Below are 13629 nucleotides of genomic sequence, written 5' to 3' on the forward strand. Positions count from 1 at the left end.
ACTGAACCCATCTTTGCGCTGGTCGCCGCGATGGCAGCGTTCCGGCTCGAGACACCCGCCGGGCCTGCATGACGCGCCGCACATCACCGCAGCATGAACGACATGGCCGACAGGCTGTTCAACGTGCGCACCACGTGCTCGACCGACGGCCCGTCGAAGCGCAACGTCACCGCATCGACGCGCTCGAGCGTCGGCAGGATGCAGAACAGATCGGCGAGCGCGGCCGTCTGCACGCGCAGCGTGCAAGCGGCCGCCGCAGGCCGATGCGCGGTCGCGCGCCAGCCGGACGACAGCGCATGCGCGACCGTTTCGCGTGCGGCGGTCGCGATGCGTGCGCAGGACGCGGCCGGCGTGAGCGTGTCGCCGCTCGATGCGCCGCGGGCCGTCTTGACCGTCTCGAAACGCGCGTCCGGAAACAGCGGCCGGGTTTCCTCGGCGAACACGTCATCGCCCGACGCCAGCGCGACGTGCGCGCCGTATTCACGCGCCAGCGCGCCATACAGTCCGGCCTCGCCGAGTTCGACGCCGTTCAGCCACACCTGCGTGAACGCAAAGTTGTTGATCGTATGCGCGAGCACGCCGTGCGTCTGCGATTTCGCGTGAAAGCCGATCATGAACACGAGATCGGGCTGCTGTTCGAGGCCCGCCATCATCCCGAGCGTGCGCGGCTTGCCGAGCACGACGCGCGCACGCGCATCGAGCCCGTCGGGCAGCAGATTGCGAAAGCCGCCATGCGAGTCGTTGACCCACACGGCCTGCGCGCCGCCCGCGAACGCGCCTTCGATCGCCGCGTTCGCCTCAGCGGTCATCCAGCGGCGCGCACGTTCGTACTCCGGATTGCCGGCCCGCGTCTGCTCGACGGCGAACACACCGGCGACGCCTTCGATGTCGGTCGAGATCAGGATTTTCATGACGGAATATGACGTCCTTCGTTGTCGTCGTTGAACAGGCGCTCGAGATCGGGCACCGCGTCGCACAGCGATTGCCGCACGTGGCCGTCGCGCCCGATCACGGTCACGGCCTGCAGCAGCGCGTCGGCTATCGCATGCTCGACGCTTTCGGCCGCGGCCATGAACAGAGGATCGAGCGCCGCATCGGCCACGAGGGCCGGCAGCGCGACGCTCGACGCGTCGTGCGCGATCGTGTATGCGGTGGAAAATGCGAGCGCGATGTCGCCGCTGCCGTGCCCGTAGACCGAGCCGGTGCGGGCCAGGCCCGCACCCGCGCGGCGTGCGAGCCGCGACAGTTGCCGTGCGTCGAGCGGCGCATCGGTCGCGAGCAGCAGGATGATCGAGCCTTGCTCGGGCGCCGCCGCCTGCGCGGCCGCGGCGGCCCGCCGCTGTGCGACGACGCGCCCGAGCGGCACGCCGCCGAGCGTCAGCATCGGCAGCCTGCCGAAATTCGCGAGCACGAGCGCGCCGACCGTATACGGCCGGCCGGCCGCGACTACCACGCGCGACGCGGAGCCGATCCCGCCCTTCAGGTCGAAACACGACATCCCGCGCCCGGCGCCCACCGCACCGCGCGCGAAGTCGCGCGCCGCCGTGCGGCACGCGTCGTCGTAATGCGCGGCCGTCACCGCGAACGCCTGGATATCGTTCAGATAGCCGTCGTTGCACTCGAACACGAGCGGATTGACGGTCGGCCAGTCGCGGCCGATCTGCGGATTGTTCGCGATCGCCGCGCGGATCTGCGCGTGCGCGATCGCGCCGACGCCGAACGTGTTGGTCAGCGCGATCGGCGTATCGAGCGTGCCGAGCTCATCGACCTGCACGAGCCCGACGCTCTTGCCGAAGCCGTTGATCACGGCCGCGCCGGCCGGCACCTTGCTGCGGTACAGGTCGCCCGGATGCGGCTTCACGACGGTGACGCCCGTCTGCACGTCGCCGGCATCGAGCGTCGCATGGCCGACCGTTACGCCCGGCACGTCGGCGATCGTGCCGCGCGGCCCGGCCGGCAGCGTCGCGGCCCACATCGGCACCGCACGCATCAACGGCGCTCCAGCTTCGGATCGAGTGCGTCGCGCAGCCCGTCGCCGAGCAGGTTGAACGCGAGCACGGTCAGGAAGATCGCCAGGCTCGGGAAGATCGCGACGTGCGGTGCGCTCACCATGTCCGCGCGCGCCTCGTTGAGCATCGCGCCCCACTCTGGCGTCGGCGGCTGCGCGCCGAGCCCGAGAAACGACAGGCTTGCCGCCGTGATGATCGACGTGCCGATCCGCATCGTGAAGTAAACGACGACGGACGACACGGTGCCCGGCAGGATGTGCCGCATGATGATCGTCCAGTCGGACGCGCCGATGCTGCGCGCGGCTTCCACGTAGGTCATGTGCTTGAGCATCAGCGTGTTGCCGCGTACGAGCCGCGCGAACGCCGGAATGCTGAAGATCGCGACCGCGCAGATCACGTTGACCATCCCGTTGCCGAGGATCGCGACCACGCCGATCGCGAGCAGGATCCCCGGGAACGCGAACAGCACGTCGGCCACGCGCATCGTGATGCGGTCCCACCAGCCTTCGTAGTAGCCGGCGAGCAGCCCGAAGAACGTGCCGATGAGCGCGCCGAGCGCGACCGAGAAGAAGCCGGCCGCGAGCGAGATGCGCGTGCCGGTGATGATCCGGCTGAAGATGTCGCGGCCGAGCGAATCGACGCCGAACCAGTGCACGGCCGACGGCCCCGCGTTCAGCGCGTCGTAGTCGAAATAGTTTTCCGGATCGAACGGCGCGATGTGCGGGCCGACGAACGCCAGCACGACGAGCGCGAGCACGAAACCGCCCGCGACGAGCGCGACGGTCTGCTTGCGGAACTTGCGCCAGAATTCGTGCCACGGCGTGCGGACCGCGTTCGATGCGGCCGGCGCCGCGGGCTGGACAGTCGCGTTCATGCGAGCCTCACTTGAACCGGATGGTCGGGTTGATGACCGCGTACAGCACGTCCACGGTCAGGTTGATCAGGATGAATTCCAGCGAGAACAGCAGCACGATCGCCTGGATCACCGGGTAGTCGCGCATCGTCACCGCGTCGACCAGCAGGCGCCCGAGCCCCGGCCAGTTGAACACGGCCTCGACGACGATCGAGCCGCCGAGCAGGAAGCCGAACTGCAGCCCCATCATCGTGACGACCGGGATCATCGCGTTGCGCAGGCAGTGCTTGAGCACGACCATCGGCTCGTGCACGCCCTTCGCGCGCGCGGTGCGCACGAAGTCCTCGTTGAGCACCTCGACGAACGACGCGCGCGTGAAGCGCGCCATCACGGCCGCGACCGCGGCGCCGAGCGTCAGCGACGGCAGCACGTAGCTTTTCCACGTGCCATCCGGCACGACGGGCAGCCAGCCGAGCTTCACCGAGAAGATTTCCATCAGCAGCATGCCGAGCGCGAACGCCGGAAACGAGATGCCCGACACCGCGATCGTCATCCCGATGCGGTCGGGCCAGCGGTTGCGCCACACCGCCGACGCGATGCCGATCGCCATCCCGAACGCCGTCGCCCACACCATGCTGACGAGCGTCAGCAGCAGCGTCGGCATGAAGCGCTCGCCGATCTCCGTCGACACCGGCCGCTTGCTGCGCGTCGATGTGCCGAAATCGCCGTGCGCGATCTTCACGAAGAAGTTCGCGAACTGCGCGGGCAGCGGCCGGTCGAGGCCGAGATCGGCGCGCACCAGCGCGACCGTCGCGTCGTCGGCTTCGGGGCCCGCCGCGAGCCGCGCCGGGTCGCCCGGCAGCAGGTGCACGAACAGGAACACCAGCACCGCGACGATCGCGAGCGTGGGCAGCAGGCCGAACAGGCGTTTGACGAGAAAATTCAGCATGGGGCACCGATCGAATCAGCGCGCCGGCAGCGTGTGCCGCCGGCGCCGCGCAGCGGGTGAACCGCCGTCATTTCACCGAGATTTCGTCGAAGTTGAACGAACCGTCCGGCATGACGTACATGCCGTGCAGGCGCTTGTTACGCGCATAAACGATCTTCTCCTGCACCAGGAAAATCCACGGCGCGTCGGCCCACACCTGCTTCTGCGCATCGGCGTACAGGGTTGCCTTCTTCGCACGGTCGGTCGTCTCGAGCGCCTTCGCGAGCGCATCGTCGACCGCACTGTTCTTGTAGTACGCCGTGTTGTAGAGCTTCGGCGGCGCCGACGTGGACGCGAGCAGCGGCGACAGCGCCCAGTTCGCCTCGCCCGTCGAGGCCGACCAGCCGCTGTAGTACATCCGCACCGGCGCCGCGGCCGGATCCTGCGCGCTCTCGACCTTCGCGACCCGCTCGCCGGCTTCCAGCGCCTGCACCTGCACCTTCACACCGACCTGCGCGAGCTGCTGCTGCACGAACTGGATCAGCTTCTGCGCCGTCGAATGGTTGTACGCGGACCAGAGCGTCGATTCGAAGCCGTTCGGATAGCCGGCCTCCTTCAGCAACGCGCGCGCCTTCGCCGGATCGTACGGCCACGGCCCGAGCTTGGTCGCGTATTCGACGCCGATCGGTGCGACTCCCGTCTGCGGCGTCGCATAGCCGGCGAACACGACCTTCGCCAGCGCTTCCTTGTTGACCGCGTAGTTCAGCGCCTCACGCACCTTCGGATTGTCGAACGGCTTCTTCTGCGTGTTCAGCGAGATGTAGCGCTGGATGATCGACGGCCGCTCGATCAGCTCGACCTTCGGGTTGCTCTTCAGGTCGGCGGCCTGCTCGAACGGAATCGTGAACGCGAAATCCGCCTCGCCGGTCTTGAGCAGCGCGGCGCGCGTGTTGTTGTCGACCACCGGCTTCCAGTCGATCGAATCGACCTTCGGATAGCCCTTCTTCCAGTAGCCCGCAAACTTCTTCACCTTCATGTCGTCGGTCTGCTTCCATTCGACGAACTCGAACGGGCCCGTGCCGACCGGATGCAGCGATACGTCGCGCCCCCACTTCTTCAGCGCGGCCGGCGAAATCATCACCGCCGACGGGTGCGCGAGCGTGTTGATGAACGCGGAGAACGGCTCGCGCAGCGTGAACTTCACCGTCATCGGATCGACCACCTCGGTCTTCTCGATCACGCGGAACAGCCCGTAACGCTTCAGCTTGTTCGCCGGATCGGTCACGCGGTCGAAGTTCGCCTTCACCGCGGCGGCGTTGAAGTCGGTGCCGTCCTGGAACTTCACGCCGTCGCGCAGCTTGACCGTATAGACCTTCGCATCGGGCGACGCCTGATAGCCCGTCGCGAGCACGTTGACGAGCTTCATGTCCTTGTCGAAGCCGAACAGCCCTTCGTAGAACGACTTGACGACCGCTTGCGACACCGTGTCGTTCGCGTCGTACGGGTCCATCGTCGTGAACGTCGAGTACACGGCGACCACGACGTTCTGTTGCGCGAACGCGGGTGCCGCGACCGACAGCGCGAGCGCGCCTGCCCCCGCGACGAAAAGTGCGCGTGGACGGAACACCGGGAACGAATGCGGCTTGTTCATTTTGTCTGGCTCCTGTGGATGATTCGGTAACGCGTGGTGGAAATCGCGGCGTGACTGCATCCGCTCGGGGAAATGACGCCGTTGCCTGGCGCGTGCGCAGCTGCGGTCCATATGCGACTCGCCGTTCAATTCAATACGCGCCGCCGACGCGATGCGTCGCGACGAAATGATCGGGGCCGACCGCGACGAGCGGCGCGACCGTCGGCTCGTCGCCGATCGCGCGGATCGGGCTCGGAATCTCGTCCGCCGCAAGCTGGCGCGGCGCATGCCGGCGCGCGGGGTCGGCCACCGGCACCGCGCTCATCAACTTCCTCGTATACGGATGCTGCGGCGCCTCGAACACCGCGCGGCGCGGGCCGATCTCGACGATCTGGCCGAGATACATCACCGCGACGCGATGGCTGATGCGCTCGACCACCGCCATGTCGTGCGAGATGAACAGATACGCGACGCCGAGTTCGCGCTGCAGGTCGAGCATCAGGTTGACGATCTGCGCCTGCACCGACACGTCGAGCGCGGACACCGATTCATCGGCGATCACGACCTTCGGGTTCAGCGCGAGCGCGCGTGCGATGGCGATCCGCTGGCGCTGGCCGCCCGAGAATTCGTGCGGATAGCGGCGCGCGGCCTCCGGCGGCAAGCCGACCTTGTCGAGCAGCCAGTCGACGCGCGCCTGCGCTTCGCGGCCGCTCGCGACACCGTGCACGAGCAGCGGCTCCATGATCGAGAAGCCGACCGTCAGGCGCGGGTTCAGCGACGCGAACGGATCCTGGAAGATGAACTGGATGTTCCGGCGCAGCGCCTGCAGGTCCGCGCCCTTCATCGCGCTGATGTCGCGGCCGTCGAATTCGATCGAGCCGCTCTGCGATTCGACGAGGCGCAGCAGCGAGCGCCCGGTGGTCGACTTGCCGCAGCCCGATTCGCCGACGAGCGCGAGCGTCTCGCCCGCGCGCAGCTCGAAGCTCACGCGCTCGACCGCATGCACGTACTGCGACACGCGGCCGAACACGCCGCTCTTCACCGGAAACCGCGTGACGAGATCGCGCACGCGCAGAATCGGCGGCGCGGCCGCATCGACCCGCGGCTGCGCGTCGGCGGCATCGTGCGCGGCGGACGCCGGCGCGGCCGCGCCCGTCGCGTCCACCTTCAGCAGCGGGAATTTCTCGGGGATATCGGTGCCCTGCATCGAGCCGAGCCGCGGCACGGCCGCGAGCAGCGCACGCGTGTAGCGATGCGCGGGCGTCGCGAAAATGCGCTCGGACTCGCCCTCCTCGACCTTCTCGCCGCGATACATCACGAGCACGCGGTCGGCCACTTCGGCGACCACGCCCATGTCGTGCGTGATGAAGATCACGCCCATGTTCATTTCGTCCTGCAGGCCGCGGATCAGCTGCAGGATCTGCGCCTGGATCGTCACGTCGAGCGCGGTTGTCGGCTCGTCGGCGATCAAAAGCGCGGGCCGGCACGACAGCGCCATCGCGATCATCACGCGCTGCCGCATCCCGCCGGACAACTGGTGCGGATACCGCGCGAACACGCGGCGCGCCTCCGGGATGCGCACGAGATCGAGCAGCCGCAACGCCTCTGCCCGCGCGTCGGTCGCGCTTTTCGACTGGTGCAGCGCGATCGCCTCGCTGATCTGGTCGCCGACCGTAAACACCGGGTTCAGCGACGTCATCGGTTCCTGGAAGATCATCGCGATGTCCGCGCCGCGGATCCCGCGCATCGTCGCCGCGCTCGCCTGGGCGAGGTCGACGAGCGCGCCGCCGCGACGCCGCAACGCGATCCGGCCGCTCGTGATCTCGCCGCCGCCGTGCTCGACGAGCCGCATCAGCGCGAGCGACGTGACCGACTTGCCGGAGCCCGATTCGCCGACGATCGCGAGCGTCTCGCCGCGATCGACGTGAAACGATACGTTGCGCACCGCATCGAACGTCGCGGCGCCGCGACGGAACATGACCGACAGGTCGTCGACTGCGACGACGCGCTGATCCGGCAGCACCAGCGCGGACGGGGTTCGGCTCGAAGTCATGCGTAGCTCTCCTGGTGCGATCCGGAATCAGGCCGCATCGTCGCGATAGATGCCGACCACGGGCGTCTCGCCGACGCGCGCATAGCCTCGGTACATCCCTTCCGTATTGAACGGCATCGCGACGTTGCCATGCGCATCGACCGCGATGATCCCGCCGCGCCCGGCCAGCCGCGGCAGCTTGTTCATCACGGCGTCGTGCGCGGCGTCGGCGAGCGATGCGCCGCGATACGCGATCTGCGCGGCCACGTCGTGCGCGGTCGCGAGCCGGATGAACATCTCGCCGGTGCCCGTCGCGGATACCGCGCAGGTCGCGTCGTCCGCGTAGCAGCCGGCGCCGATGATCGGCGAATCGCCGACGCGTCCGGGCTGCTTGTTCGTGATGCCGCCGGTCGACGTCGCCGCCGCGACATGCCCGTTGAGGTCGCATGCGACTGCGCCGACCGTGCCGAGCTTGCGATCGGGATCGAGCGGCTCGGCCGGCGCGGCCGACCCCTCCGGTTGTCCTGCGCCGAACGCGAAGCTCGCGGCGTCGTGATCGAGCATCGTGCCGGCGGCCGCGCGTGCCTTGACCCACTGCGCATGGCGCGCTTCGGTGTCGAAGTAGCCGGGCTCGGCGAGTTCGAGGCCTTGCTCGGCCGCGAACGCGTCGGCGCCCGCGCCGGCGAACAGCACGTGCTCGCTCGCCTCCATCACGCGCCGCGCGGCGAGCACCGGATTGCGCACGCGGGTCGCGCTGCACACCGCGCCGGCCGCGAGCGTCGCGCCGTCCATCACCGCCGCGTCGAGTTCGTGTTTGCCTTCGGCCGTATAGACCGCGCCGCGCCCTGCGTTGAAGAGCGGACAGTCCTCGAGCATCCGCACCGCGACGGTGACGGCGTCGAGCGCGCTGCCGCCGTCGGCGAGCACCTGCTGCGCGGCCTGCAGGATCGCGGTGAGCTCGGCGCGGTACCGGCGCTCGGTATCGGTATCCATCGCCTCGCGCAGGATCGTGCCTGCGCCGCCATGAATCGCGATGATCGCGGGTGAAGTCATGATTTTTTCGGACCGGAGGAAGAAGGGTTGGCGGCCGGCAGCGCCGCTTGCGGCTGCATCAGCCACGGCAACAGGAATTCGGTCATTTCGGCGGCGGACTTCGCGGAGCGGTGCGTGCGCAGCGCGACCGCATCGATCAGCGCCTCGATCATCGTCAGCACGGCCGCTTCCGACGTGGCCGCGAAACGCCGCTGGGCTTTCACGTACAGGTTCAGCGACGCGACCGGCGCAAGCGGCGAGCCCGGCCCGTCGGAAATGCCGAGCACGCGTGCGCCACGCGCGGCCGCGCGGCGGGCAAGCTCGATCGTGTCCTTCACGTAGCGCGGAAACGCGAGCGCGATCACGAGATCGCGCGAGTCGGCCGTATACAAGCGCCGCGCCGCATGCGTAGGGCCGCCGAGCAGCGCCAGCGACTGCACGTTGTCGTGACACACCGACAAGCCGTGTTCCATCAAGCCGGTGAGAAACGCGCTCGACCCGGCGCCGAGGATCAGCACGCGCCGCGCGCCGACGATCGCCTCGACGGCCGCCTCGACGTCGGTCGCATCCAGCCGCGCACGCGTGTTCTCGATGTTCTCGATGGCCTGGTCGAACACCGCATCGATCCATGCGGCGCCGCGAACGCCCTGCTCCTGTTCCTGCTCCTGCGCGGAACGCAGCCGCTCGACGGGGCCGAGCGTCGCCTCGAAGCCGCGCACGAGCGCCGCGCGCATCGCCGGATAGCCGTCGAAGCCGAGCGCCTTCGCGAAGCGGTTCGCGGTCGCGATCGATGCATTGACCGCCTGCGCGAGCTCGTCGATCCGCATCGTCGCCGCGCGAAAGGGATTCGCGAGCACGAACTCGCCCATCCGGCGATGGATCGGCGTCATCCGCGGCATGGCCGACGCGATGCGCTCCGCGATCGCGGATTCATCCTGACTGGCTTCGTGCGGAGCGAGAGGCGTCATGCGAAGGGTTTTGCAAGGTAGATGAAAATCAATTTACACAATCCGCCGTCCGGAAAAAAATAAATTTTCATCAGGGTTGTCACGGCCCCGTCGTGCCTTTCTGGTTGGTGAGTCGTACGACCGGTGCTCGGTCCCTTCGCACGCGCGTTCTGCACCCCCGCGCGCACCTCGGCCACGGACGCCGTATCGCACGCCAATCGGGAAAACCCGAGTACGTTCGTTCGAATGCAGTTTCACGTTGACCGGATTCGAATTCGAACATAGGATGTTCGAAAATGATCAGTCGTCAGATAACGTAGCTTTCGATTCCAGCTGGATGTTCAAGTGAACACGGCCCTTTCGTGCCGGAATCAGGCAAATCGGCAGCCGTTAAGATCGGACATCGTATGAATAAGACTGAGCAAGGCGCCCCCGCGGGCGGGCTTGGATGAATCAGGAGACAGCAGTGAAGACAGTCAAGGCGTTGCGCTGGTGGATCATCGTGCTGGTATGTCTGGGCACGATCCTCAACTATCTCGCGCGAAATTCCCTCGCGGTGCTCGCACCGGAACTGAAGCACGTGTTCGCGATCTCGACGCAGCGGTACTCGTACATCGTCGGCGCGTTCCAGATCGGCTACACGATCATGCAGCCGGTGTGCGGATTCATCGTCGACCTGATCGGGCTGCGGCTCGGCTTCGCGCTGTTCGCGATGCTGTGGTCGGTGGTCGGCGTCGCGCACGGCTTCGCGTCGGGCTGGCTGTCGCTCGGCATCCTGCGCGGGCTGCTCGGGCTGTTCGAGGCCGCGGCGATTCCGTCGGGAATGAAGGCCGTCGCCGAATGGTTTCCCGATCGCGAGAAATCCGTCGCGGTCGGCTACTTCAACGCGGGCACGTCGCTCGGCGCCGCGATCGCGCCGCCGCTCGTCGTGTTCCTGTCGATGCGGTTCGGCTGGCAATCCGCGTTCATGGTCACCGGCGCGCTCGGCTTCGCGTGGGCCGTGCTCTGGTACACGCAGTATCGGTCGCCGGCCGAGCATCCGCGCATTTCGTCGCAGGAGCGCACGCTGATCAGTGACGGCCAGGCCAGGATGCCGGCCGTGTCGAAGCGCCGGATTCGCGACGTCGTCACCGCGCGCCGCTTCTGGGCGATCGCGCTGCCGCGCTTCTTCGCGGAACCGGCATGGCAGACCTTCAGCTTCTGGATTCCGCTGTATCTCGCGACCGAACGCCACATGGCGCTCACGGAGATCGCGATCTTCGCGTGGATGCCGTTCCTCGCCGCTGACCTCGGCGGCATCGCCGGCGGCTACCTGTCGCCCTACCTCGCGAAACGGTTCAGTCTGCCGCTCGTATGGTCGCGGGTCGCGGGCGTCGCGCTCGGCGCGGTGCTGATGCTCGGGCCGGCGACGATCGGGCTCGTGTCGTCGCCGTACATGGCCATTGCACTGTTCTGCGTCGGCGGTTTCGCGCACCAGATGATCTCCGCACTCGTCAACACGCTGTCGGCCGACGTGTTCGACTCCGAGGAAGTCGGCACCGCCAGCGGCTTCGCGGGAATGGCTGCGTGGATCGGCGGGCTCGGCTTCTCGCTGCTGGTCGGCGCGCTCGCCGACAAGATCGGCTACGCGCCGCTGTTCGCGTGCCTCGGCCTGTTCGACATCATCGGCGTCACGCTGCTCGCGGTGCTGATCCGCGGGCAGTCGAAGCAGGAACGCCTGCTCGCGCAGCATGCCTGACATCCGTTCTCACCAGGAATCGCCTTCATGACTTCGCTTCTTCATCCGCCCGTGTTCCGCGTCGCCGACCGGCAGGCAAACCGCGTGCTGCTCGCGTCCGACGCGGGCGCGACCCTCGAGATCTTCGTGCTCGAGGACGACATCGTGCGCGTGCGCGTGCTGCCCGACGCGACGGCGCGCAACCCGCGCACGTGGACGATCGCGCCGGGCCTCGACGACGTGCCGCTCGACGGGCGCGACCGTCTCGACCTGAGCGGCTTCGCGCTGCCGGCCTACGAGTTCGCTGAAGATAACCTCGACGTGCGCATCGAGACCGCGCAGGTCCGTCTCGCCGTGCGCCGGCAAGGCGGCCATTGCACGTGGTCGATGCGCGGCGCCGACGGCGCGTGGCGCGTCGTGCTCGCCGACCGCGCGACGCAGGCGTACAACTTCGGCTGGTGGGACGATCGCGCCTACCACTACGTCGCACGCGAGCGCGGCGACAAAGTGTTCGGTCTCGGCGAACGCGCGGGCGAGCTCGATCGCACCGGTGCACGCTTCGAGATGCGCAACATCGACGCGATGGGCTACAGCGCGAAGCACACGGATCCGCTGTACAAGCACATCCCGTTCTACGTCACGTGGTCGCCCGCCGCATGCCAGGGCTTCGGGCTGTTCTACGACACGCTGTCGGATTGCACGTTCGACATGGGCCGCGAGCTCGACAATTACCACGGGCTGTACCGCTACTTCGTAGCCGAGCACGGCGATCTCGACTACTACTTCATCGCGTCGCCCGACACGCCGCTCACGGCCGCGCGGCGCTTCACGTGGCTCACCGGGCGCCCCGCGCGCACGCCGAAATGGGGGCTCGGCTATTCGGGCTCGACGATGAGCTACACCGATGCGCCGGACGCGCAGCGGCAGATGAGCCGGTTCGTCGAGCAATGCGACGCGCACGACATCCTGTGCGACTCGTTCCACCTGTCGTCGGGCTATACGTCGATCGGCGCGAAGCGCTACGTGTTCAACTGGAACCGCGAGAAGTTTCCCGACGCGAAGGGTTTCGTGAAGCACTACCGCGACCACGGCATCCGGCTGTGCGCGAACATCAAGCCGTGCCTGCTGCGCGACCACCCCGCATTCGACGACGCCGCGCGGCGCGGGCTGCTGATCCGCTCGGCGTCCGGCGAGCCGGCGTGGGTGCAGTTCTGGGACGAAGTCGGTGCGTATATCGACTTCACGCAGCCGGACGCCTACCGCTGGTGGCGCGAGCAGGTCACGTCGGCGCTGCTCGACTACGGGATCGAGTCGACGTGGAACGACAACAACGAATACGAGATCTGGTCGCCCGACGCGATCGCGCACGGCTTCGGCCAGCCGTTTCCCGCGCGCGAGGCAAAGGTGCTGCAGACGATGCTGATGATGCGTGCGTCGCGCGACGCGCAGCGCGCGCATGCGCCGGCGCAGCGGCCGTTCCTCGTGTCGCGCTCGGGCGGCGCAGGCATGCAGCGCTATGTGCAGACCTGGTCCGGCGACAACTACACGTCGTGGGAAACGCTGCGCTACAACCTGAAGATGGGCCTTGGGCTCGCGTTGTCCGGCGTGTCGAACATCGGTCACGACATCGGCGGCTTCTCCGGTCCCGCGCCGTCGCCCGAGCTGCTGTTGCGCTGGGTGCAGTTCGGCATCTTCATGCCGCGCTTCAGCATCCATTCGTGGAATGACGACGGCACCGTCAACGAACCGTGGATGTATCCCGAGATCACCGCGCAGATCGCGTCGCTGATCAAGCAGCGCTACCGGCTGCTGCCCTATCTCTATCACCTGCTGTGGCTGTCGACCACGCGCTACGAGCCCGTGCTGCGGCCGACCTTCGGCGATTTCCCCGGTGACCCGCGCTGCTACGACGAATGCGACGACATGATGCTCGGCGACGCGCTGCTGGTGGCGCCCGTCGTCGACCCGGGCCGCACGGAGCGCACGGTCTACCTGCCGTCCGGTGCGCGCTGGATGTGCTGCGCGAGCGCGCAGCCGTTCGACGGCGGCGCGAGCGTGACGCTGCCCGCGCCGCTCGACATGCCGGTGATGCTGTTGCGCGAAGGCCGCGTGCTGCCGCTGAACGTCGCCGCGCAGCGATTCGGCGCACGCGCCGACACGCGCGGCTTCATCGTCGCGCCGCGCATCGAGGACGGTGTTGCGTACGGCGAGTGCGTCGAGGACGACGGCGAAACGGAAGCATGGCGCGACGGCGAATACGGGCTGTGGCGCATCGATACCGGACGCGAGGCATCGGGCGAACTCGGCGTGTCGGTCCGCTGGGACGGCCGCATGCGCCGCCCCGCCGAGCGCGTCGAGATCCTGCTGCCGGCGTCACTTCAAGGCGCGCTTGCGGTGCGCGGGGCGCGCGTCGAGCACGATGCGCGCGACGGCGCGTGGCGTCGCATCGTCGTGGCGCTCGTCGACTGATCGCGCAAGGCT

Annotated in this window: 10 protein-coding genes; 2 read left to right on the forward strand and 8 right to left on the reverse strand. The window is 68.0% G+C overall.

The genetic code is table 11. From position 1 onward, the window contains the following. Positions 1–83: 83 nt before the first annotated feature. From FFI87_RS24485 to FFI87_RS24520, 8 genes are all read right to left on the reverse strand, one after another. The gene (locus tag FFI87_RS24485) at positions 84–911 is read right to left on the reverse strand and encodes a M55 family metallopeptidase (protein WP_138848719.1); all 828 of its coding nucleotides are present in this window, start codon (positions 909–911) and stop codon (positions 84–86) included. Continuing rightward, entirely contained in the window at positions 908–1990 is a 1083-nt protein-coding gene (locus FFI87_RS24490) for a P1 family peptidase (protein WP_138848718.1), read from the reverse strand. The genes FFI87_RS24485 and FFI87_RS24490 overlap by 4 nt, the downstream gene beginning before the upstream one ends. Next, positions 1990–2883 (reverse strand): glutathione ABC transporter permease GsiD, encoded by an 894-nt coding sequence (gsiD, locus tag FFI87_RS24495; RefSeq protein WP_006751202.1) that lies wholly within the window; start codon positions 2881–2883, stop codon positions 1990–1992. The genes FFI87_RS24490 and gsiD overlap by 1 nt, the downstream gene beginning before the upstream one ends. Before the next feature lie 7 nt (positions 2884–2890). Further along, complete coding sequence (gene gsiC / locus FFI87_RS24500; RefSeq protein WP_012365865.1) at positions 2891–3811, reverse strand: glutathione ABC transporter permease GsiC; 921 nt, start codon at positions 3809–3811, stop codon at positions 2891–2893. A gap of 67 nt (positions 3812–3878) precedes the next feature. Continuing rightward, positions 3879–5441, reverse strand: a complete 1563-nt coding sequence (gene gsiB, locus FFI87_RS24505) for a glutathione ABC transporter substrate-binding protein GsiB (protein WP_138848717.1) — start codon at positions 5439–5441, stop codon at positions 3879–3881. 130 nt (positions 5442–5571) lie between these two features. Then, a complete protein-coding gene (locus tag FFI87_RS24510) occupies positions 5572–7473 on the reverse strand; it encodes a dipeptide ABC transporter ATP-binding protein (protein ID WP_138848716.1) in 1902 nt (633 codons plus the stop codon). A gap of 27 nt (positions 7474–7500) precedes the next feature. Next, entirely contained in the window at positions 7501–8505 is a 1005-nt protein-coding gene (locus FFI87_RS24515) for an isoaspartyl peptidase/L-asparaginase family protein (protein ID WP_138848715.1), read from the reverse strand. Continuing rightward, complete coding sequence (locus FFI87_RS24520; protein WP_138848714.1) at positions 8502–9452, reverse strand: MurR/RpiR family transcriptional regulator; 951 nt, start codon at positions 9450–9452, stop codon at positions 8502–8504. The genes FFI87_RS24515 and FFI87_RS24520 overlap by 4 nt, the downstream gene beginning before the upstream one ends. 445 nt (positions 9453–9897) lie before the next feature. On the opposite strand from FFI87_RS24520, the gene FFI87_RS24525 reads away from it, so the two are divergent. Together FFI87_RS24525 and FFI87_RS24530 are read left to right on the forward strand one after the other, a co-directional pair. Beyond that, a complete protein-coding gene (locus tag FFI87_RS24525; RefSeq protein WP_138848713.1) occupies positions 9898–11169 on the forward strand; it encodes an MFS transporter in 1272 nt (423 codons plus the stop codon). Positions 11170–11196: 27 nt separating this feature from the next. Further along, a complete protein-coding gene (locus FFI87_RS24530) occupies positions 11197–13617 on the forward strand; it encodes a glycoside hydrolase family 31 protein (protein ID WP_138848712.1) in 2421 nt (806 codons plus the stop codon). The last annotated feature ends 12 nt before the right edge of the window (positions 13618–13629 follow it).

Origin of the sequence: Burkholderia sp. KBS0801 (genome assembly GCF_005937855.2) — a bacterium.
Taxonomy (GTDB): Bacteria; Pseudomonadota; Gammaproteobacteria; order Burkholderiales; family Burkholderiaceae; genus Burkholderia; species Burkholderia ambifaria.